The organism is Terrilactibacillus tamarindi (genome assembly GCF_009718825.1).
GTDB lineage: Bacteria > Bacillota > Bacilli > Bacillales > Sporolactobacillaceae > Terrilactibacillus > Terrilactibacillus tamarindi.
In genome coordinates, this window is record NZ_WNHB01000008.1 from 1 (window position 1) to 21,739 (window position 21,739).

The 21,739-nt window shown below is 37.6% G+C and carries 20 protein-coding genes; 17 read left to right on the forward strand and 3 right to left on the reverse strand.

Going from position 1 to position 21,739, the window contains the following annotated elements:
• The first annotated feature begins 186 nt into the window (after positions 1 to 186).
• The 14 genes from GMB86_RS06405 to ald all read left to right on the forward strand — a co-directional run bounded on the left by GMB86_RS06405 (position 187) and on the right by ald (position 12,792).
• Entirely contained in the window at positions 187 to 1,365 is a 1,179-nt protein-coding gene (locus tag GMB86_RS06405) for an ATP phosphoribosyltransferase regulatory subunit (RefSeq protein WP_155217875.1), read from the forward strand.
• Positions 1,362 to 2,009, forward strand: coding sequence for an ATP phosphoribosyltransferase (gene hisG / locus GMB86_RS06410; protein ID WP_155217877.1), 648 nt, complete (start codon positions 1,362 to 1,364; stop codon positions 2,007 to 2,009). The genes GMB86_RS06405 and hisG overlap by 4 nt, the downstream gene beginning before the upstream one ends.
• On the forward strand, positions 1,996 to 3,273 hold the full coding sequence (hisD, locus tag GMB86_RS06415; RefSeq protein ID WP_155217879.1) for a histidinol dehydrogenase: 1,278 nt from the start codon (positions 1,996 to 1,998) through the stop codon (positions 3,271 to 3,273). The genes hisG and hisD overlap by 14 nt, the downstream gene beginning before the upstream one ends.
• On the forward strand, positions 3,273 to 3,863 hold the full coding sequence (gene hisB, locus GMB86_RS06420; protein WP_155217881.1) for an imidazoleglycerol-phosphate dehydratase HisB: 591 nt from the start codon (positions 3,273 to 3,275) through the stop codon (positions 3,861 to 3,863). Before hisD ends, hisB begins: the two co-directional genes overlap by 1 nt.
• A complete protein-coding gene (gene hisH, locus GMB86_RS06425) occupies positions 3,860 to 4,507 on the forward strand; it encodes an imidazole glycerol phosphate synthase subunit HisH (RefSeq protein ID WP_155217883.1) in 648 nt (215 codons plus the stop codon). The genes hisB and hisH overlap by 4 nt, the downstream gene beginning before the upstream one ends.
• 15 nt (positions 4,508 to 4,522) lie before the next feature.
• Positions 4,523 to 5,263, forward strand: a complete 741-nt coding sequence (hisA, locus tag GMB86_RS06430; RefSeq protein ID WP_155217885.1) for a 1-(5-phosphoribosyl)-5-[(5-phosphoribosylamino)methylideneamino]imidazole-4-carboxamide isomerase — start codon at positions 4,523 to 4,525, stop codon at positions 5,261 to 5,263.
• A complete protein-coding gene (hisF, locus tag GMB86_RS06435) occupies positions 5,253 to 6,017 on the forward strand; it encodes an imidazole glycerol phosphate synthase subunit HisF (protein WP_155217887.1) in 765 nt (254 codons plus the stop codon). The genes hisA and hisF overlap by 11 nt, the downstream gene beginning before the upstream one ends.
• Complete coding sequence (hisIE, locus tag GMB86_RS06440) at positions 6,008 to 6,661, forward strand: bifunctional phosphoribosyl-AMP cyclohydrolase/phosphoribosyl-ATP diphosphatase HisIE (protein ID WP_155217889.1); 654 nt, start codon at positions 6,008 to 6,010, stop codon at positions 6,659 to 6,661. The genes hisF and hisIE overlap by 10 nt, the downstream gene beginning before the upstream one ends.
• Before the next feature lie 108 nt (positions 6,662 to 6,769).
• Complete coding sequence (locus GMB86_RS06445) at positions 6,770 to 7,357, forward strand: DUF2953 domain-containing protein (protein WP_196220139.1); 588 nt, start codon at positions 6,770 to 6,772, stop codon at positions 7,355 to 7,357.
• On the forward strand, positions 7,354 to 7,845 hold the full coding sequence (gene ytfJ, locus GMB86_RS06450) for a GerW family sporulation protein (protein ID WP_329602783.1): 492 nt from the start codon (positions 7,354 to 7,356) through the stop codon (positions 7,843 to 7,845). The genes GMB86_RS06445 and ytfJ overlap by 4 nt, the downstream gene beginning before the upstream one ends.
• 160 nt (positions 7,846 to 8,005) lie before the next feature.
• The gene (gene tpx / locus GMB86_RS06455; protein WP_155217893.1) at positions 8,006 to 8,503 is read left to right on the forward strand and encodes a thiol peroxidase; all 498 of its coding nucleotides are present in this window, start codon (positions 8,006 to 8,008) and stop codon (positions 8,501 to 8,503) included.
• Between the two features lie 109 nt (positions 8,504 to 8,612).
• Positions 8,613 to 9,587 (forward strand): class I SAM-dependent methyltransferase, encoded by a 975-nt coding sequence (locus GMB86_RS06460; RefSeq protein ID WP_155217896.1) that lies wholly within the window; start codon positions 8,613 to 8,615, stop codon positions 9,585 to 9,587.
• A gap of 347 nt (positions 9,588 to 9,934) precedes the next feature.
• Positions 9,935 to 11,134, forward strand: coding sequence for an acetate/propionate family kinase (locus GMB86_RS06465; protein WP_329602784.1), 1,200 nt, complete (start codon positions 9,935 to 9,937; stop codon positions 11,132 to 11,134).
• 524 nt (positions 11,135 to 11,658) lie between these two features.
• On the forward strand, positions 11,659 to 12,792 hold the full coding sequence (gene ald, locus GMB86_RS06470; protein ID WP_155217898.1) for an alanine dehydrogenase: 1,134 nt from the start codon (positions 11,659 to 11,661) through the stop codon (positions 12,790 to 12,792).
• Between the two features lie 112 nt (positions 12,793 to 12,904).
• On the opposite strand, the gene GMB86_RS06475 is transcribed toward ald, so the two are convergent.
• Positions 12,905 to 14,002: a M24 family metallopeptidase gene (locus GMB86_RS06475; RefSeq protein ID WP_155217900.1), complete on the reverse strand. Its 1,098-nt coding sequence runs from the start codon at positions 14,000 to 14,002 to the stop codon at positions 12,905 to 12,907.
• A gap of 591 nt (positions 14,003 to 14,593) precedes the next feature.
• Between GMB86_RS06475 and GMB86_RS06480 the strand changes: the two genes are divergently transcribed.
• Positions 14,594 to 15,904 carry a DRTGG domain-containing protein gene (locus GMB86_RS06480; RefSeq protein WP_155217902.1) on the forward strand — a complete coding sequence of 437 codons (1,311 nt, stop codon included), beginning with the start codon at positions 14,594 to 14,596 and terminating at the stop codon, positions 15,902 to 15,904.
• Between the two features lie 120 nt (positions 15,905 to 16,024).
• On the forward strand, positions 16,025 to 16,951 hold the full coding sequence (locus GMB86_RS06485; RefSeq protein ID WP_155217904.1) for a DHH family phosphoesterase: 927 nt from the start codon (positions 16,025 to 16,027) through the stop codon (positions 16,949 to 16,951).
• Here the strand turns inward: GMB86_RS06485 and ytrI are convergent.
• Both ytrI and GMB86_RS06495 read right to left on the reverse strand, forming a co-directional pair.
• The gene (ytrI, locus tag GMB86_RS06490; protein WP_155217906.1) at positions 16,948 to 17,454 is read right to left on the reverse strand and encodes a sporulation membrane protein YtrI; all 507 of its coding nucleotides are present in this window, start codon (positions 17,452 to 17,454) and stop codon (positions 16,948 to 16,950) included. The genes GMB86_RS06485 and ytrI overlap by 4 nt on opposite strands.
• 4 nt (positions 17,455 to 17,458) lie before the next feature.
• Entirely contained in the window at positions 17,459 to 17,785 is a 327-nt protein-coding gene (locus GMB86_RS06495; RefSeq protein WP_155217908.1) for a YtrH family sporulation protein, read from the reverse strand.
• Between the two features lie 297 nt (positions 17,786 to 18,082).
• On the opposite strand from GMB86_RS06495, the gene GMB86_RS06500 reads away from it, so the two are divergent.
• Positions 18,083 to 21,451: a DNA polymerase III subunit alpha gene (locus tag GMB86_RS06500; protein ID WP_155217910.1), complete on the forward strand. Its 3,369-nt coding sequence runs from the start codon at positions 18,083 to 18,085 to the stop codon at positions 21,449 to 21,451.
• Positions 21,452 to 21,739 lie beyond the last annotated feature (288 nt).

Here is a 21,739-nt window from a genome sequence, read left to right on the forward strand (position 1 = left end):
TGATTACTTAATTTTAGGTGTATCATCTATTTCTGTGGTAAAGTAGATAGTGTTGTCTGAAAGTTTGAACATTTGACATATATATTGACTATTCTCGTGTAGTGATGTAAACTTCCAGTTAAATGATAATATTTTAATACATTAGCGAACTAAAGTAATTGAGATAGTTAGTAAGGAGAAACCTTTATGACAAAGCCTTATATGTTTGAAAAACCACTTGGACTTAGAGATACATTACCTCAAGCCCATCGTATATCTTATGAGTTGAAAGATCTTTTTTATAAAGAAATGAATCAGTGGGGATATGATTTTATTAAGACACCCGCATTAGAATTCGCAGAAACAGTAGGGAAAGCTTCTGCTATTGATGATCACCAATTATTTAAATTTATGGACAGACAAGGAATACCCGTTGTATTAAGACCAGATATGACGACGCCAATTGCAAGAGTCGTTGGATCCGAGCTGAAAGAGGCTGTATTACCTCTTCGCTTAGCTTATACATCTGCACTTTATCGTGCTCAAAAAAGCGAAGGTGGACATCCAAGTGAATTCGAACAGGTTGGTGCAGAATTAATTGGCGATGCCACACCTGAAGCAGATGCTGAAGTTATTTCTTTAATGGTTAAATTATTTGAAATTGTTGGTTTAGATCCTATACGTATCGTGATTGGACATGTTGGTTTTGTCGACGCCTTTATCCGCCATATGGTTTTTGATGAAGAGCATGTTCTCACCTTACGTGAACTATTATATATGAAGAACGATGTAGGGTTCCGTCATGTAGTGGCTCAGTTAGATATTCCTCCACAAAATAAAAGGGATTTAAATCAATTTATAGACACTCGAAGTTTGGATATTAATAAAACCCTTCAATTTATGGAACATCATCCATGCAGCGATTACTATCAAGAAGTCAATAACTTCATGCGTTTACTGAAAGCTTATGGTCTACTTGAAAAAATAGATCTTGATCTTACGTTAGTTCCACATCTTGATTACTATACTGGATTTGTATTTGAAGGATACGGTGGTAAAATCGGTTTTTCATTAGCCAGCGGGGGAAGATATAATGATCTATTGAAACAATTTAATCGTCCGGCGCCTGCAACTGGATTTGGTATTCGACTCGATCGATTAATTGAATCACTTCCAATGGACGCTTTCCCGGATGAACCAGAGAAAATGGCTGTCGTATATGAGTTAGACACGATTCAGGAAGCTTTAGAATACGCCAATCAAAAAAGGAAAGAAGGCCTACGAGTCGTTCTCCAAAATGCCAAAAGTATTCAAGATGAACGGGCCTTTCAAGAACAATTTAAAACAGTGAAATCCTTTATAAAGACAGGAGGATTATCGATATGACTGATTACATCACGATAGCAATGCCCAAAGGCCGTATCTTCTATGATGCTTGTCATTTATTAAGAGAAGCTGGCTTTGACCTTCCAAACGAATTTGAAACAACACGGAAACTCATCTTAACCATTGAAAACTCAAACTTTCGTTTTATATTAGCAAAACCTGTTGATGTGGCGACTTATGTAGAGTATGGTGTGGCGGATATTGGTATTGCAGGAAAAGATGTTATTTTAGAAAGTAATCGAAATGTTTATGAAATGCTCGATTTAGGGATCAGTGCTTGCCGCATGGCGGTGGCAGGTCTACCAAATAGGAAGCAGCAATCTTCTGTTACTAAAGTAGCAACAAAATATCCGACCATCGCGACAGAGTATTTTAAAAAACAAGGGAAACAAGTGGACATTATTTCATTAAATGGTTCGATTGAGCTTGCTCCTCTCATTGGTTTATCTGATTATATTGTTGATATTGTTTCAACGGGTCAAACCTTAAGAGAAAATGGCTTGGTCGAGTTAACGAAAATAATGGAGATTACATCAAGATTGATTGTTAACCCGGTTAGTTATCGATTAAAGAAAAAAAATATTGACTACATTATAGAGAAGTTAAAACCGATAGTAGAGGTGACTGGCGTTGGAATGGATTAAAAACGGGGATTTAAGTTATCTAGAAGCGAGAAAAATTGGTGTGGATGAAGCGAAACAAAATACGGTTAAAGAGATTATTAATGAAGTTAAACAACGTGGCGATCAGGCGCTGTATGACTATACTGAGCGCTTTGATGGTGTTAAACTCACTCATTTAAAAGTAACAAAAGAACAAATAAACGAAGCGTATTCTAGAGTATCTGATGACGTTGTCAACGTTATAAAAAAAGCAGCAAGCAATATTCGGACTTTTTTTGAAAAGCAAAAACCAGAATCTTGGTCATATACCAATGATGAAGGCACTGTTTTAGGTCAGCAAATAACGCCCCTGGATGCAGCAGGTGTATACGTGCCAGGTGGAACGGCAGCTTATCCATCATCTGTTTTAATGGGAGCCATTCCAGCACTAGTTGCAGGCGTAAAACGAATTGTATTAGTTTCCCCGCCTCAAAAAACAGGCATGGTATCAGATGGCGTTCTCGTAGCAGCCAATGAAATTGGTATTGATGAAATCTACCAAGTTGGCGGTGCTCATGCTATTGCTGCTTTAGCCTATGGAACTGAAACAATAAAACCTGTCGATAAAATAGTGGGACCAGGTAACATTTTTGTGACCTTAGCGAAGAAAGAAGTTTTTGGAGATGTAGCGATCGATAGTCTGGCTGGTCCTAGTGAAATTGTTATTTTGGCTGATGAAACAGCCAACTCAGAATGGATTGCTTCGGATTTACTCTCCCAAGCGGAACATGATCCTCTCGCAATGGCAGCTCTTATTACACCTTCTAAAGAATTTGGTCAAGCTGTTGAAGAAGCACTAGAAAAGCAGTTATCCGATCTTCCGCGTCAAAATATTGCACGTCAGTCGATTGAACAGTTTGGTAAGATTATTTTAGTTAAGGATAATGATGAAGGAATTGATGTCATTAATCAAATGGCTCCAGAACATTTAGAAGTCGTGATAAAGGATGCCGAAGAGAAAGTAAAACAAATTAAACATGCTGGTGCTATTTTTCTTGGTCCATATAGCCCCGTCCCTATCGGTGATTATTTTGCAGGACCGAACCATATTATCCCAACGAATGGCTCAGCAACCTATTCGAGCCCTCTCAGTGTTGAAAGTTTTGTGAAACAATCGAGCATCATTAAATATTCTAGAGAGGCTATTTTAAATAATAGTCAGCACATTGCTACATTCGCACGTTACGAAGGTTTTGAGGGACATGCCAGAGCGGTTGAAAATAGATTAAAGGAGGAGACTGACTGATGCAACGACAAGGAAAAGTACAACGAAACACGTTTGAAACACAGATCGCTCTTTCCATTGATTTAGATGGTCAAGGAACGTCACAAGTTTCAACGGGTGTGCCCTTTCTAGATCATATGTTAACATTATTTTCAAAGCACGGTTTATTTGATTTTACCGTTAATGCAACAGGTGATACAGATGTCGACGATCACCACACAACAGAAGATGTTGGGATTTGTCTTGGACAAGCCATCAAATCAGCTATAGGAGATAAAACAGGGATCAAACGTTATGGACATGCCATTGTTCCTATGGATGATGCTCTTGCTGAAGTCGTCATTGACTTAAGTGATCGCCCTCACTTTATCTTTAAAGGGGATATTCCAAGTCAAAAAGTAGGCACGTTCGATACCGAACTCGTGACCGAATTTTTAGAAAAGTTGTCAATCGAGTCACGGATGAACCTTCATGTTATTGTCCATTACGGTCAAAATACACATCATATTATTGAAGCTGTGTTTAAAGCACTAGGACGTGCTTTGGATACGGCAACGATCGTTGATTCCAGAATTACGGGTGTATTATCGACGAAAGGAACATTAGGATGATTGGTATATTAGATTATGGAATGGGAAATTTGTTCAGTGTCAGTTCAGCCTTAGAGGGACTAGGAGTACCTTTTATTATCTCGGATAACCAGGCTAAACTCAATGAAACGGATGCCCTTATTTTACCTGGCGTTGGCGCATTCAAAGATGCCATGACATGCCTAGAGGATCAAAAACACGTTGAGTTTATTCGAAGTTATGCGAAGAAAAAACCGTTACTTGGCATCTGCTTAGGGATGCAGCTTTTGTTTGAAGAAAGTGAAGAACACGGCTTAACAAAGGGGCTTTCACTTCTTCCTGGCCGTGTTATTAAATTCAGCGGCTTCTCACCAAAGACCGGAAAGTCATATAAAGTTCCGCATATGGGATGGAATACGCTTTCGATTAAACAACCAGAATCCTGTTTAGTTAAAGGATTAAGTGATCAGTATGCTTATTTTGTGCACTCATATTATGTTCATACAAACAAACCTGAAGTTGTGATAGCAACGGCAGATTATGATGTTGATGTCCCCGCTGTCGTGGGAGATGGACAAAATGTTTTCGGAACGCAATTCCACCCCGAAAAAAGCAGTGAATGCGGCTTAAGTATTTTAAAGAATTTCATAGAATACGCTGCTCTGCAAAAACAAACCAACGCTTAGAAGAGAGGATATAACATGGTTTTTACTATTCTACCTGCGATTGATTTAAAAAATGGAAAATGTGTTCGTCTCTTTCAAGGCGATTTTAATCAAGAAACCGTTTATTCTGATTCGCCTGTCACAATGGCCCAATCGTTCTATAAAGCGGGAGCTTCTTGGATTCACCTCGTCGATCTTGATGGTGCAAAGTCAGGAAAGCCCGTCAATCATGACTGGATTTATGCTATCACAAAAGAAGTCCCTCTATCCGTTGAAGTAGGCGGGGGTATCCGGGATCTACAAACAGTGGAAGCGTATCTTTCGCACGGCGTCAAACAAGTGATTCTAGGTAGCAGTGCGATTTCGGACCCTGATTTTGTTAAAGAAGCACTGAAAAAATATCCGGAAAATATAACGATCGGAATAGATGCCAAACAGGGGAGAGTGGCTGTAGAAGGCTGGCTTGAAGTTTCCACTATTAAAGCTGTGGATTTGGCTAAAGAATTAGTCAAATCGGGTGCAAAGAGAATCATTTATACGGATATTTCACGTGATGGAGCAATGAAAGGCCCTAACGTCGATGAAATTGAAACACTTGCAAAGGAGAGCGGGTGCCAAGTCATAGCATCTGGTGGCGTGTCTTCCATTCAAGATGTAGAAACATTGGCGGCTAAATCAGAACAAGGCATCTCCGGAGCGATTATTGGTAAAGCCTTATACACGAATGCGATCGATTTATCTGAAGCACTAAAGGTGGTGGAGCACGTTGCTAACTAAACGAATTATTCCTTGCTTGGACGTCAAAGAGGGACGAGTTGTAAAGGGAATTCAATTTTTAAATTTAGTCGATGCTGGGGATCCTGTCGAACTCGCAAAGCATTATAATGATGAAGGGGCAGACGAGCTCGTATTTCTAGATATTTCCGCCTCACGTGAAGGTAGGGATACGATGGTTGACATTGTCAAAAAAGTCGCCTCTACGTTACATATCCCTTTTACAGTAGGTGGAGGGATCAAATCTCTTGAAGATATCAAACGTATTTTACGAGCAGGAGCCGACAAAATTTCTTTAAATACATCAGCGGTCCTTAATCCTCAGCTCATTAAAGAAGGGGCAGACTTTTTTGGAAGTCAGTGCATCGTATGTGCGATCGATGCAAAATATGATCCTGAAAACAATCGTTATGTTGTTTATACGCATGGTGGTCATGAAAAAACATCCCTTGATGCGATTGAATGGGCTAAAGAGGTTGTTCGGTTAGGTGCCGGGGAAATTTTACTAACAAGTATGGATTCAGATGGCGAGAAAAAAGGGTTTCAACTCGATTTAACACAAAAAGTAAGTAGGGCCGTGTCTGTACCAGTCATTGCGTCAGGTGGTGCTGGATCATTAGATGATTTTTATCAAGTCTTTACTAAGGCACAGGCTGATGCCGCTTTAGCTGCATCAATGTTCCACTATAAAGAAACAACAGTAGGAAAGGTTAAATCTTACTGCAAACAAAAAGGGGTTCATGTCAGATGGATATAGAAAAACTTAAATATGACGAAAACGGATTAATTCCTGCTATTATACAAGATGCTCAAAGTAAAGAAGTATTAACGCTTGCTTATATGAATAAAACCTCACTGCAAAAAAGTTTAGAGACAAAACAGACTTGGTTTTTTAGTCGATCACGCCAAGAACTCTGGCATAAGGGAGAAACAAGTGGCAATACACAAGATATAGTGGATATAACGTTTGATTGCGACAAGGATGCATTACTAGTCAGAGTCAATCCAAGTGGTCCCGCTTGTCACACGGGGGAATATAGTTGTTTCTCAGGCATTAAAAATGAAACTGAAGAAGCATCTCATAACCGATTTGCCGTTTTAGAAGAACTTGAACGTGTGATTGCGAAAAGGGAAGTAGAACGTCCTGAAGGCGCCTATACGACCTATCTTTTTGAAAAAGGGATCGATAAAATCCTAAAAAAAGTTGGAGAAGAAGCGTCTGAAGTCATTATAGCGGCAAAAAATCGAGATATTAGCGAACTTGAATGGGAAACAGCCGATTTATTTTACCATGTATTCGTAATGCTTAGAGAGCAAGGTGTCGGGCTTGATCGTATCTTACAAGTCCTCGAGAAACGTCATCATGAAAAAAGTCAATTTGCTAGACGCGAAGAAAATTAATAAGTAAACGGGGAAATCACACATGATTTCCCCGTTTATTTTTAAACTTTTCAGGTTATACTGTTGAGGCGAAGGACGGTTGATGTGATTGTGGTATACTTCCTTTACTTGGGTCTGTTTTTAATAGGAATCTTCGTTCTTTTGATCGTGTTGCTGCTTTTTTGGACTGTTAAAGCTGAATTAAAAGCCTATTTAAGCCCAAAGGGAATAGGCGTTCATTTTCATATCACCCTATTACATAAAAGATTGTTTTACTTTGAACGACATATTTCAACTTTTGAAAACCTACTTGATTCTTTAATGGCGAGTTTAGAACCGTCATTTGATCTATCTCATTTAGAGGATTTTCTGTCAAAGCAGGAACTGTCTATACCGCATATTAAAAAGTCACCTCAATACAAGTTGTTAGAAAAAACCATACATATCAATAAGTTAACCTGGAATACAAATTTAGGATTTGGAGATGCAGCGATTACAGCTACATGCTGTGGTTTAGCATGGACGATAAAAGGGATGATAAGTCACTATGCCAAACAGTTGCTCAATTATCCGCCTTCATTACATATTTCACCAGACTATACGAAAAACACATTTTCAAGCGAAGTGATGTGCATATTTTCATTTAAGCTAGGAAAAGCTATTGTGACAGCCTATAAGTTGTCAAAGTATAGGAAAGGGAGGCGGATTTCGTCGTGACAGAACACCCTATTCAAGGATTAATGAAAACAGCCATGGAAAATTTAAAAGACATGATTGACGTCAATACGATTATCGGTGAACCAATTCAAACACCTGACGGAAGCATCATTTTAACCGTGTCAAAGGTTGGATTTGGTTTTGCTGCTGGAGGTAGTGATTTTGGTAAAGAATCAAATAACTCCAGTTCTTCCGAAGGAGAAAAATCGAGCTTACCTTTTGGCGGTGGAAGCGGCGGCGGTGTATCCGTTACACCAATTGCTTTCTTGATTGTTGGTACGCAAGGGGTCAAAACGATTCATTTAGATAATAATACGCATCTTTACGAAAAGTTGCTGGAATTGGCACCTCAAACGGTTGATAAAATCCAAAAAATTCTAGAGAGTAGCAAGAACAAAGGATCAGGATCTGGGAATCAAATGCCGCAAACACGTCCAAACATGAAACCTAAGAAAATGGATCCAACTCAAAATGATTATTACAGTTAACCGATTTGGTTAACTGTTTTAAATTTTTTATGGCAAATCAATTGATTTGCCATCTAATACTAAGAAAGATATGATAGATATAAGGTAGTTTTTAGTCAACACAGGTACATAGGATGTTATAGACATTTAAATTAATCTAAAATAAGGAGTGTTTTTAAAGATGGCAAAAATTACATTTGGCGGAAATCCCGTTACTTTAGAAGGAAAAGAACTTACTGTTGGAGATAAAGCCCCTTCTTTTACTGTTTTAGACAACGATTTAAATGAAAAAAAACTAGAAGACTATTCAGGTGTTCGAATTATTAGTAGTGTTCCTTCTTTAGACACCGGTGTATGTGATGCTCAAACACGTCGATTTAATGAAGAAGTCGGTAAAATAAATGGTGCAAGCGTTCTAACGATTAGTGTCGATTTACCGTTTGCCCAAAAACGTTGGTGTGGTGCAGCAGGGCTTGAACATGCCATTACATTATCAGATCATCGTGATCTCTCTTTTGGCCACGCTTATGGATTAGTGATGAAGGAACTTCGATTACTGGCTCGTGCTGTATTTGTGGTTGATAGTTCAAATCAAATTGTTTACGCTGAATACGTTAGCGAAGTAACCAATCATCCCAATTACGATGCTGCACTTCAAGCTGCAAAAGAAGCAAAATAAGGTTGGGTTTTTATTTGGATAGAGTCCAGATAGAGAACTTGAACCTTACTTCACTTTAGAATCACAAGTCTCTAAAAGCATTGTAAAGTTTGATCGGAGGACATTTTTTTTGCAAAAGTCGATTGTTAATCATTTATTTACGATATTAAATGAATCATCATTACTTATTGAAGAAAGCGAAAATGTGACGTTTCTTGAGGCCCTTTGTTTAACTGGAGAAAATATAATTGAAGATACGGTGAAACAAGAACAGCTAACGGACAAACTTTTGCCATTATATGAGGCCTATTTTCAAGAAGGAATGACTGCAGAAGATAGCCGTAGAGCTTATCAGCTTGCCACTTTAAAAGGAATGAGATCAGGAACACAGACCATCCATCAAATGACACCGGATAGTTTAGTGCTTTTTCTAGGCTATTTGGTATCTAAATTGATTTCAACATCTTCTGTTTCCATCTTAGATCCCGCAGTGGGAACAGGAAATTTATTAACGGGTGTCATGAATCAACTGCATTTAGACAGCTTAAAAGCTAGCGGTATAGAAATTGATGATCTATTGGTTAAGTTAGCCCATATAAATGCGAATCTTCAACAAAAAGACATTCAATTCTACCATCAAGATGCACTAAAACCACTATATATTGATCCGGTTGATGTGACGATTTGTGATGTGCCAGTAGGTATATATCCTGATGCCAATTTGAGTCAAACATACGAATTGGGAAATATAAATGGGAAATCATTTAGTCATTATATGTTTATTGAGCAAGGACTAAAGTATACAAAACCAGCTGGGTATCTCGTTTATATGGTTCCAAATGATTTATTCGTGCAAGACAAAGACCATGTTTTTCACCAATTTATTAAAAAACATGCTGTTATTTTAGGTCTATTACAATTACCAAGTGAATTGTTTGGTGATCCAAAGTATGAAAAAAGCATATTAATTATGCAGAAATTAGATGCTTCGATCGAGCCGCCTAAGGAGATGCTGCTTGTTCAGTTACCTTCATTTTCAAAAACAGAACAAATGGCTGACATGATAGCAAAAATTAATCATTGGTTTGATACGCATTTATCTTGATCTAAAGCTATGTTAAAATAAAGTGAAACTTCATCGATTGAGCCGGTTCGTCCCTATTGATCATGATCCATGGTAATTTAACTTTTCGAAAGTATTCCCCCACCTTCACTTATTAAATTTTTTAAGCTAAAGGTGGGGGTCTTATTGCTCTAATCAAGATATCAAGTCTATGTATAGTAAGTTATGGAAGGTACACGTATAAGTACTTTTTATTGGGGCGTATCTGATTTAAATTTATAAATAAAAATTGTCTTTATATTATTGCCGCTATAAAATAAAAGAAGGGTTTACGGACGCTTTATTTTTATCCATAACTAAACAGGTGATAAGTGAAGGGGTGTTAGAGCGTGGCTAAAATTATTGCCATTAATGCTGGAAGCTCATCATTAAAGTTTCAACTTCTTGATATGCCTAAAGAACAGGTCATTGCAAAGGGATCTTTTGAACGAATAGGTCTCCCTCAATCCACTTTTTCTATGACATATAAAGGAGAAAAATGGGAAGAAACAACGTCTATTTTCGATCATAGTGATGCTGTACATATCCTCTTAGATTATCTGATTGATCGAGGAGTCGTGCAAACATTAACGGAAATAAGTGGCATTGGGCATCGTGTTGTTCATGGTGGAGAGGCTTTTGATGATTCGGCTTTAGTGACTGAAGATGTTCTAAAGAAAATTGAAGATTTGTCAGAACTTGCGCCATTACATAATCCAGCAAACTTGGTTGGTATTCGAGCCTTTCAGAAAATTTTACCACATGTCCCTTCTGTCGTTGTATTTGATACGGCTTTTCATCAATCGATGCCTAAAGAATCGTATCTCTATAGTCTTCCTTATGAATATTACGAAAATTATAGTATTCGAAAATATGGATTTCATGGGACATCACATCAATATGTATCAATCAAAGCGGCAGAGATGTTAAATCGGCCATTAGAAGACTTGAAGCTTATCTCTTGTCATCTTGGAAACGGAGCCAGTATTACAGCCATCAAAGATGGGAAGTCATTTGATACTTCAATGGGATTTACACCGCTTGCGGGATTGACGATGGGTACACGATCTGGCGATATTGATCCTGCATTAATTCCATACATAATGGAAAAAACAGGTCAAAATGCGAATGAGGTTGTTAATGTTTTAAATAAGAAAAGTGGATTACTTGGATTATCGGGATTTTCGAGTGATTTAAGGGATATTGAATCCGAGATGGTCAAAGGACATGAACGCGCTAAACTTGCACTTTCCATATTTGTTGAGAGAATTCAAAAATATATTGGATCATATGTTGCAAAAATGCAAGGTGTAGATGCGATTATTTTTACGGCAGGCATCGGCGAAAATAGTTACCACATTAGGGAAAATGTGACTGACGGTCTAAAATGGATGGGTGTTGTTTTAGACAATGAACGTAATCGAAAGGTTTCTGGAGAAACAATCATCAGTACACCAGAGTCAAAAGTGAAGGTTCTGGTCATTCCAACAAATGAGGAAGTAATGATTGCCAGAGATACAATCCGAATTTCTGAAAAAGTCGATAGTTAAGAAGAAATGATCCAAACATTGTGTTGGATCATTTTTTTTTAATAAAAGATAGGCAAAAAAATAAATTAAGCTTTATGAACAGCTCGATAGCACACAAAAGAATGAGACGAAAATGACTTCATTAATACGTTTCTGTTACATAGAAAAACGTAAAGTTCCCGATGAAGGATTTTGAGTTTTTTAAATATGACAAATTTGTAAAAAAGCAAAAATACAAGCGCTTACATAAATATTAGATCTTTTCAGATGATTTTAATACTATATAATAGACATATAGATTAGTGTGAGAAGACATAACATAGGATGATAAGAATGTTTCCGCACAACCTATCAACGTTTTCATAAGATACTATTATTATATGTACGAGTTCGAAAAGGTCCTTCACTTTGTTACAGAAAATTAAAGGTCCGCCAGGGAAGAATGCCTTGTCAACTCATTCATTCATTCAATGGACCCTTCACTGCAGCATTAGTTCTATGCCTTTTTGAACGACTGAAAATCATTTTTGGGGAGGAATTTAGTCATGCTTGTAGGTATTCCAAAGGAGATTAAAAACAACGAAAACCGTGTTGCCATCACACCGGCGGGTGTCGCAAACTTAGTCCATGCAGGACATCGAGTTTTTGTTGAAAAATCAGCGGGAGTAGGATCAGGTTTTTTGGATGATCAATATACTGTGGCTGGTGCAAAAATTGTTACAGCAGAAGAAGCTTGGTCTGTTGATATGGTGATGAAGGTAAAAGAACCACTACCTGAGGAATATGGATATTTCCATGAAGGTCTTATTTTATTCACTTATTTACACTTGGCTCCAGAACCAGCATTAACAAAAGCCTTGACCGATAACAAGGTGGTTGGTATTGCATACGAAACCGTTCAATTGTCAAATGGAGTCCTTCCATTATTAGTGCCAATGAGTGAAGTTGCTGGAAGAATGGCCACTCAACTTGGTGCGCAATTCCTTGAGCAACCACATGGTGGTAAAGGTATCTTACTTGGTGGTATACCTGGTGTAAGTAGAGGGAAAGTGGTTATTGTTGGTGGTGGTCATGTGGGAACGAATGCAGCAAAAGTTGCTATAGGTCTAGGTGCTGATGTGACCATTTTAGACTTGAATCCAGAACGTTTACGTCAATTGGATGATATTTTTGGTCATAGTATTAATACACTTATCTCTAACCCTTATAACCTAGCAGAAGCGGTTTCTGAGGCTGATCTTGTTGTAGGTGCTGTACTTATTCCTGGTGCTAAAGCCCCTAAACTTGTTACAGAAGACATGATAAAATCAATGAAAAATGGTTCAGTCATTATTGATGTTGCGATTGATCAAGGCGGAATTTTTGAAACAACGGACCGAATCACGACTCATGATGATCCAACTTATGTCAAACATGGTGTTGTTCATTATGCTGTTGCTAACATGCCAGGTGCAGTTCCTAGGACGTCTACTCTTGGTTTAACAAACTGTACAGTGCCGTATGCCATTCAAATTGCGAATAAAGGCTATGTAAAAGCGTGCTTAGAAGATGAAGCGTTGCTTAAAGGGATTAACACACTAGATGGGTATGTCACATTTAAAGCTGTTGCTGAAGCGCATGGTTTAGAGTATAAAGAGGCAAAAGAACTTTTAGAATCAAGCCCTAGTCATATTATTTAATGGTGCGGTAACATTAAATATAATAGGTCTTTGTGCTGAATTTGAAATATAAATTAAAAACGAACCCCTAAATCTTTTTCCGATTTAGGGGTTCGTCATTTTCAGTTAAACATTAGGGGACGATAATGAACTCTTTTGGAAAACTTGTTAAAGATAAAGGACCGTCTTCACTAATATAAATGTCATCTTCAATGCGAACGCCGCCGATATTCGGAATATAAATGCCCGGTTCAATGGTAAAGACCATGCCCTTTGTTAATTTATTGTCGTTATTCATACTCATTGAAGGAGCTTCGTGTGCCCCTAAGCCTAATCCGTGTCCCAGTCGATGAGTGAAATAATCCCCATAACCTTTATCTGAGATGATTTGCCGGGCGATTTTATCAAGATCTCCAATACGGAAGTCGATATTACAAGCTTCTATGGCTGCTTTTTCTGCCTTAAGAACGGTATTGTAAATATCAATCTGTGCATCTGAGGCATGTTTATAAGCAACTGTCCGTGTGATATCTGAACAATAGCCATCGACAATGACACCTAAGTCAAAAAGGACAAAATCACCTTCTTTAATTTGACGTGTCCCCGGGATACCATGCGGAAGGGCTGTTTTTTCTCCAGTTAAAACCATCGTGTCAAACGACATCTCTGAGTAGCCTCTTTTTGTCAGTTCGTATTCAATTTCAGCTACGATCGCTTGCTCGGTTCTTCCTTTTTTAATGGCATTAATACCTACTTTTACAGCATAGTCAGCCATCTCTCCGGCCTTTTTCAGGGCTTCTAACTCTCTAGCGTCTTTCCTATTTCTTAAGGTATTGATTATAGGTTCAATGGATATAAATGTGCAGGAACCATGATATTCTTTTAGTTTTAATGCTTTTTGATATGGTAGAGTGGACGTTTCGATAGCAACTGTCTCACTTGTCTTACGCTTATCTTCCAACTGTTTTTTTACAAAAATCCACGGGTCTTCATGATCTTGGTAGCCAATAATGTCATATTCAAAACCTGATTCAGACGCTCTTATGACTTCAAGTTCAGGGCAAACGAGAAATGGCGCATTATCTGGAAATACAAATAAACCAAGAAATCGTTCATGTGGATCACATTTGAAGTTTGTTAGATAGAACACATTTGTCGGATCAGAGATAAACGTAAATGCAGCATGATTGGATTTGAGCCATTCTTGAATTTTCACCAAACGTGTATTCATTGAATCCCCTCCTAATGACATTTTAATGGAAAAAGTTTTTAAATCGGTTGCTTTTAAGAAGATGTAGGTTTTTAAGGAAGTGTGTCTTGCGTGTTCCTTAATTAGGAATACGCCGAGCTTTTGACACTGTTAAGGAATCAATCAACATCTTTTGAATAAAAGTCTTAATCAAAACCATGATTAAACTATGTAATCGATTATGCTACAGTAGTAACACTTTGGTCAGATAGTTGAACATAGATTAACTTTAACATAGATGAAATATGATGTGTATGGAAAGCTCGTTTGACTTGTTATAATATACCTAGGATTCAATGTTTATGAAATAGCTTTGGTCATGAGATGAATCAGCTTCTGAAAGGGCGTAAGTTAGTTAATCATATAGAGGATCTTCTTGCTGCTAATTTGTCACCTTTTTGAACGCGCACATTGTATAATAGAATGGGTACGGATAAATTATAGTGTGACCCCGAAATAATCAACATGAGTGGTAACTTATTGTATAATCTTACAGTACATCGTGTTTGACAAGAACGTCTTATTCCCTAACTAATCTATAATAACCATTGTATAGAGAATGGTGGTGAAACAATGCCGACAAAGCAAGAACGAATTATTCAATACATTATCAATTTAAAAAGTGGAGAAAAAATTTCAGTCCGTCAAATTGCAACCCAATTACATGTTAGTGAGGGTACCGCTTATCGTGCCATTAAAGAAGCTGAGCACCAAGGATATGTAAGTACGATTGAACGTGTTGGCACTGTTAGAATAGATAATAAAGAAAAACGTACATTCGACGTGCTAACTTATTCAGAAGTTGTCAATATTGTAGACGGCACTGTTTTAGGTGGCGAGGGAGGCCTATTAAGGACACTTAATCGTTTTATCATCGGTGCTATGCAGTTAGATGCGATGCTTCGATATGTTGAAGCAGGTGATCTTTTAATCATAGGAAATCGCGAAAATGTTCATCAACATGCATTAAATAACGGCGCCTCGATGCTTATTACAGGGGGGTTCGATACCTCACAAGAAATTAAAAAAATGGCTAATGAATTAAACTTACCTATTATATCGACATCGTATGATACTTTTACGGTTGCAACGATGATTAATCGAGCAATAGATGATCGGCTCATAAAAAAAGAAATCATGCATGTTGAAGATATTTTAACTCCTTTGACCCAAACGGCCTTTCTTTATGAAACGGATAAAGTTAAAGACTGGATCATCTTAAATCATGAAACATCACACCAACGTTATCCTGTCGTCAATCATGATCGAAAAGTAGTGGGTATCATAACGACGAGTGATGGATTAGATCATGATGAAAATAGCCAGATTAAAGATATTATGAACAAACAACCTATCACAGCTAGCCCATCGATGACGATTACTTCCGCAGCACATATGATGATATGGGAAGATATCAAATGTTTACCCATTGTTGATGCTAACAAACGCCTTCTTGGCATTATCACTCAGCAAGATGTTCTAAAGGCCACACAAATCGCCCAACGTCAACCACAAGTTGGTGAAACAATAGAGGACAATATCGCATCACAAATTATTGAAAGTGATTCACATCAATCTCTGTATGAATGTGTTGTGACCCCTCAAATGACGGATCTATTTGGTAATCTATCTTATGGTACCCTAACATCGATTGTTACGATAGTAGGCCGAAGAGAAATGTCGCGTCATCGAAAAGGAGAACTTGCGATTGAGAATGTCTCTCTTTACTTATTTAAACCCATTCAAATTGATCAAAAGATACATATTAAACCGAACATCTTAGATCTAACGCGACGAAACAGTAAAATCGATATAGACGTGTTTGTCCATGATACACTATGTGGTAAAGCGATGCTCAGTGTCCAATTTATCCCGCATTCCTAAAAAAGGTTTTTTATATAAATATCAGCTTACAGTAATCATCAATGCAATGTAAATGATTGATTTTCTGAGATAGTCTGAGATAGAAGGATCACTACATTTAGATAGACAAGGAGATAACGCATGATCGAAGATATTTTAGCTTGCATAAAAGAGTATGAAACCATTATTATTCACCGTCATATTAGACCTGACCCAGATGCGCTTGGCTCACAAGGTGGACTTCAGTTATTAATTAAAGATAATTATCCTGGGAAGAAGGTTTATGTTGTAGGCGAGGAAGTTCCATCATTAATGTTTTTAAACCGTATGGACATCATTGATGACAGCATTTATCAAAATGCACTTGTCATTGTTTGTGATACAGCCAATCAAGATCGAGTAAGTGATAACCGATATCACCTCGGACAGAAGTTAATTAAAATAGATCACCATCCTGTCGTTGATCAATATGGAGATATTCAATGGGTGGATACAACGGCAAGTTCAGTGAGTGAAATGATTGCGAGTATCTATTTGAAAAAACCTGAACTCACCTTGTCAGCGGAAGCAGCTAGACTACTATATGCTGGAATCATTGGTGATACAGGACGTTTTCTTTTTCCAAATGCAACGCCAGAAACGTTTCACATTGTATCCCAATTAGTGGCGAAGCCTTTTAGTCGGCAAAGTCTCTACGAATCGTTATATAAATCGAGCTTAGCTGTTATGCATTTAAAAGGTTATGTGCTCCAACATTTTGATCTAAACGAGTTAGGACTCGGATCCATTCGATTAACACGTGAAGTACTTGATTCATTTCAAGTGAATTCACAAGAAGCTTCACAGTTAGTGAGTGCCTTCTCTGATGTGGAAAATCTGAAGGTTTGGGTTGTGTTCGTTCAAGAAGAAGATCAAATCCGAGCTCGCATTCGTTCAAAAGGACCCAAAATCAATACGATTGCGGGAAAATACCATGGTGGAGGGCATCCTCTGGCATCTGGCGCAACGGTTTATTCTTGGGAAGAGGCTGATTCATTAATGCGAGATTTAAATAACTTGTTAAATTAACGTTCTTTTTCATCGATGTGAACAATTCTTACATTGACTTCAAGAGTTGAAAAAATGATTAGAGTTTGGATTTTAAATTGATAATCCATACGGTCGGTTGTATACGTTCTTTTTTCAATGATGTTATAGATAAGATCTTTATTTACGGCAACGGACTCAATGTCATTATTAATTAATGAACGTAAGTCTCTCGTCATTTGATCTTCTAAATCATAACGTAAAATTTTTCCAATTTTTGATTTCTCTATGTTGACTTTAATATCTTGAATGGTGATTTTCTTTTCAAGTAGTTCATTCTTCTGGTCTTGTTCTTCTAATAGCGTTTTTTTATGCGCTTGAAGTGTTTTAATCTTTGTCTCTTGTTCTTTGATCTTTTGTATTTGCCTCTCTTGCGCCATTCCAAAAAGGAGAATAAAGAAAGAAAAACCAATTATCGTTCCTATGATAATTCCCGCTAAAAATCTTTGCCAACTGGGCATGCGATAGTAGGGTGGTAGTCTCATGAGTTTATTCCTGTGTAATCCAATGAATGATAATGCTTGCCGTATGGGCGCCGGTCATAGCTGAAGCAATTAATAACAAATGTTTAACCACTTCGATAGGAGAGCCATCTAAGAAACCTTTCTCAAGATTCTCGATTGTATCAAAAGTGCCACCGATAGCTGTAACAACAGCCCAAATTTTCATGTTAGATGCCAGTCGGTTCATTTCAGAGAAAGCGGGACTACTGACAAAAAAAGCACCAATTCCTCCAATAATGCAGCCGCCAATAATAACTCCAAAAGCAATAAAGAAATTCATAATGGCTGTCGTTGCAAACATCCGAAAGTCCATACCCTTCAACTCCTTAAACATGACTGCGTTTTAGAGACAGAATGCCATAGTTACATCATATGGACGAGACCTCTGAGGTATGATAGATTTACAGAATATATTAAGGAATCGATGCTTATATAAAGTGAAGCTTCCATCAGAGGGGGTTTTCTTCATCCCCCACTGATGGTTAGCTGAACCAATCGGACCTTTACGGGCAGTTGATCTCCCACCTATCTTCTTTGACTACTCAGAATCTTGAGGTGGGGGTCTCTACTTGCCGTTAAGGCGGGAGAAATAAGGAAAGGAGGATATAAAATGAGTTTTGTACATCTGCATGTTCACAGTGAATATAGTTTGTTAGATAGTACATGCCGTATTAGGACGTTGGTTGAACGAGCAAAAACAATGGGTTATAAGGCTCTAGCTATAACGGATAAACAAACCCTATATGGCACCATTCCGTTCTATAAAGCATGCCTTGAAAATGACATTCATCCTGTTATAGGATTAGAAGTCTATATGGAAGTTGAACATGACGTAACAAAAAGAAGAGAAGACTGGCCTGAAGACTATTCCATCGTGCTATTGGCTAAAAATCAACAAGGGTATCGAAACTTAGTTGAAATTAGTTCAATTATTCAGCAAAAATCAGTTAAACGCCTAAGTCGCTCTGAACTAGAGACTTATTCTGACGGATTAATAGCTCTATCTTCTGGAGCGAGGGGCATGATTGGTTCACATTTAATTCAGGGAAGAAAAGAAGAGGCGATGGAAGCTGCAACATGGCTTCATCAAACCTTTCAAAATGATTTTTACCTTGAAGTTCAAAACCACGGTGAAGCTTTCGAAAGAGAACTTATGTTGGACTGCGTTAATTATAGTAAATCACATCATATTCCGCTTGTTGCGACAAATGATGTTCATTATCTTGATAAAGAGGATGCAAAGGCTTATGACTGTTTGACATGTATACGAACAGGGAGTAAAATTCAAAACTTCGTAAAAAAACATAAATCAACCGAATATTACTTCAAATCTCAAGAAGAGATGAAAGAGATTTTCGCACATTGCCCAGAGGCCGTAGACCGAACAGAGAAGATTGCTTTTCAATGTCAAGTAAAGTTTGACTTTGATACGCTTCAGCTGCCTAAATATAAAACCGAAAGTGCATTTGATGCGGCCTCCTTATTAAGAAAACTATGTATGCGTGGACTGAAGGAAAGGTATAGCCGTTTAACGGATGCCATTCATGCACGATTGGAAAAAGAACTCGCTATTATTCATGATATGGGCTTTGATGATTACTTTTTAATTGTCTGGGATTTACTTGCTTATGCCAGAAAAAATGGAATAGAGCCAGGGCCGGGTAGAGGATCTGCTGCAGGATCCTTAGTTGCCTATTTGTTACATATTACTGATGTTGATCCAATTGAATATCAACTTCTTTTTGAACGATTTCTCAATCCTGAACGCGTGACGATGCCAGATATAGATATCGATTTTCCAGATAGAGAACGGGATAAGATGATCTCTTATGTTAGTCAAAAATATGGCTCGGACCATGTTGCACAAATTATCACATTCGGTACCCTTGCTGCCAAAGCAGCCATACGTGATGTCGGCAAAGTCCTAGATATTGATGGCATGACCATGAACAAAGTAGCTAAATGTATCCCATCAAGACCAGGCATAACTCTTCAAAAAGCCATTGAGGAATCCTCAGGGCTTAGGCAACTTATTAAACAATCCAAAGAGATAGAGAATCTTTTGTCTTTATCCCAAAAGGTTGAAGGGGTTCCAAGACATTCATCTATTCATGCCGCTGGAGTGGTTATAAGCGAAAAACCATTAAAAACACTGGTGCCGGTTCAGCCAGGGCATGATGATGTGATGATAACCCAATTTCCAATGGAGAATCTTGAAGAACTTGGTTTGTTAAAAATCGATTTTCTAGGGCTCCGGAATTTAACTTTGATACAAGATGTATTGACTTTGATTAAAGATCATACAGGTCAAACGATTGATCTTTCAACGATCCCTATGGATGATAGTGAAACGTTTAAAATGCTTTCAGAAGGAGATACAACGGGCGTATTTCAACTTGAATCTGATGGTATGCGAGCTGTATTAAAACGACTTCTTCCTAATACTTTTGAAGATATTGTCGCCGTTAATGCATTATACAGACCAGGCCCAATGAACAGTACCCAAGTGTACATTGATTGTAAGCATGGGAAAAGAGCGGTCCAATATCCTCATCCTGATTTGGCACCAATTTTAAAAATGACCTACGGCGTGATTGTTTATCAAGAGCAAATTATGAGCATCGCGCATGTCATGGCAGGGTATTCATTAGGACAAGCTGATATTTTGAGAAGAGCCGTTTCAAAGAAGAAAAGACACATCCTAGATGAACAGAAAGAATCTTTTATCTTGGGCTGTCAAAAGAACGGTTATACAAAAGAAATTTCAGAGTCCGTTTATGACCTTATTGTACGATTTGCCGACTATGGATTTAATCGCAGTCATGCTGTTGCTTATAGTCTGATAGCTTATCGAATGGCTTATTTAAAAGTCCATTATCCAAAAGCATTTATAACGTCTCACCTATCTAGTGTGCATCATGATCAAGATAAATGTCTTAATGCGATAAATGAAGCAAAACGAAAAGGGATCGCGTTCTTTCCACCTTCTATTAATCATAGTGGTGCTTACTTTACATGGACAGAAGAAGGTATTCGCATAGGTTTAGGAATAGTCAAAGGCGTGGGGAACAAAGTGGTCCAAGATATCCTCATGAGTAGAAAAAAAGGACCTTTCAAAAACTTATTTGACTTTTGCAGGCGTGTCTCATTAAAAAGAGTCAATCGAAAAGCCATTGAATCTCTTATATTTGCTGGAGCAATGGATGAATTTGGTATTGATCGAGCCATTCTATTAGCTACACTTGAGAATGCCCTGCACTATTCAGAAAAATACACCCATACAAATGTCGATCAAGTATCATTTGAAATGGAAGAAGTGGAACCGGAGTATATAGAAGTTCCTCCTCTTTCCAAACATGAGAGAATTGAATATGAAAAAGAGGCCTTAGGGATATTTGTCTCGGCCCATCCGATCGAGCCTTATCGGTGGCAATTATCGAAACAAATGAGAACGCTTGAATGGGTCAAAAATCAGGCTAATGGAACAACGTTCGTTTTAGCTGTATTAATCGAAAAATGCAAACACGTACGAACAAAAAAAGGACAAATGATGTCTTTTTTAACATTAAGCGATGAAACAGGTCAGATAGAAGCGGTTTGTTTTCCGAATGTTCATGAGGAAAATACCCGATTCATTCAAAAGGGACAACTCCTTATAGTTAAAGGACTACTAGAAATCGATCAAAATGAGAAAAAACTCATTGTGAAGCAAATGATGGAGTTAGAACGCTATATTCAATCACGTCTAGCAAGTGTATTTATAAGAATTGATGAGGAACACGAAAATAATTCAATATTAAAGCACTTACATGACGTATTACAATTGCATCCTGGCACTCATCCTGTTATTATTCACTATGGTCGATCAGGAAAAACAGTTCAACTGCCTGATCAATACCGTCTAAATATCGAAAAGTCAACCTTAAATAAGCTAAAAAACATCATTGGTCATAAAAATGTAATTATTAAATCCATATAAGCCTTTTATTTAAATTTTATCTTCTGATATAATAGTGTAGTTTAGTAAAGGTTGTTTTCATATTTATAGATTATTTTCTTTCTATTTATGTTATGGTCATGTTATGCCTATTCATTGTTTTCTCTTTTTAGGCTTTATTCGTATGTACACCTCCTACACAGATAAAAATAAAAGGGCGGAATCATTAAGCAGATCCATCTCTTTAACTTTGTTCTGTTTTTACAGGACAAGCGAATTGAATGATCTCTTGACAAAGTCCTGCAAAATAGAGAATAGCAATGTTTATTA

What these genes read in the sequence shown, in the direction of transcription:
- GMB86_RS06405 (WP_155217875.1), top strand. Translation starts at nt 187, where the DNA reads ATGACAAAGCCTTATATGTTTGAAAAACCACTTGGACTTAGAGATACA.
- hisG (WP_155217877.1), top strand. Translation starts at nt 1,362, where the DNA reads ATGACTGATTACATCACGATAGCAATGCCCAAAGGCCGTATCTTCTAT.
- hisB (WP_155217881.1), top strand. Translation starts at nt 3,273, where the DNA reads ATGCAACGACAAGGAAAAGTACAACGAAACACGTTTGAAACACAGATC.
- hisH (WP_155217883.1), top strand. Translation starts at nt 3,860, where the DNA reads ATGATTGGTATATTAGATTATGGAATGGGAAATTTGTTCAGTGTCAGT.
- hisA (WP_155217885.1), top strand. Translation starts at nt 4,523, where the DNA reads ATGGTTTTTACTATTCTACCTGCGATTGATTTAAAAAATGGAAAATGT.
- hisIE (WP_155217889.1), top strand. Translation starts at nt 6,008, where the DNA reads ATGGATATAGAAAAACTTAAATATGACGAAAACGGATTAATTCCTGCT.
- tpx (WP_155217893.1), top strand. Translation starts at nt 8,006, where the DNA reads ATGGCAAAAATTACATTTGGCGGAAATCCCGTTACTTTAGAAGGAAAA.
- ald (WP_155217898.1), top strand. Translation starts at nt 11,659, where the DNA reads ATGCTTGTAGGTATTCCAAAGGAGATTAAAAACAACGAAAACCGTGTT.
- GMB86_RS06475 (WP_155217900.1), bottom strand. Translation starts at nt 14,002, where the DNA reads ATGAATACACGTTTGGTGAAAATTCAAGAATGGCTCAAATCCAATCAT.
- GMB86_RS06480 (WP_155217902.1), top strand. Translation starts at nt 14,594, where the DNA reads ATGCCGACAAAGCAAGAACGAATTATTCAATACATTATCAATTTAAAA.
- GMB86_RS06485 (WP_155217904.1), top strand. Translation starts at nt 16,025, where the DNA reads ATGATCGAAGATATTTTAGCTTGCATAAAAGAGTATGAAACCATTATT.
- ytrI (WP_155217906.1), bottom strand. Translation starts at nt 17,454, where the DNA reads ATGAGACTACCACCCTACTATCGCATGCCCAGTTGGCAAAGATTTTTA.
- GMB86_RS06495 (WP_155217908.1), bottom strand. Translation starts at nt 17,785, where the DNA reads ATGGACTTTCGGATGTTTGCAACGACAGCCATTATGAATTTCTTTATT.
- GMB86_RS06500 (WP_155217910.1), top strand. Translation starts at nt 18,083, where the DNA reads ATGAGTTTTGTACATCTGCATGTTCACAGTGAATATAGTTTGTTAGAT.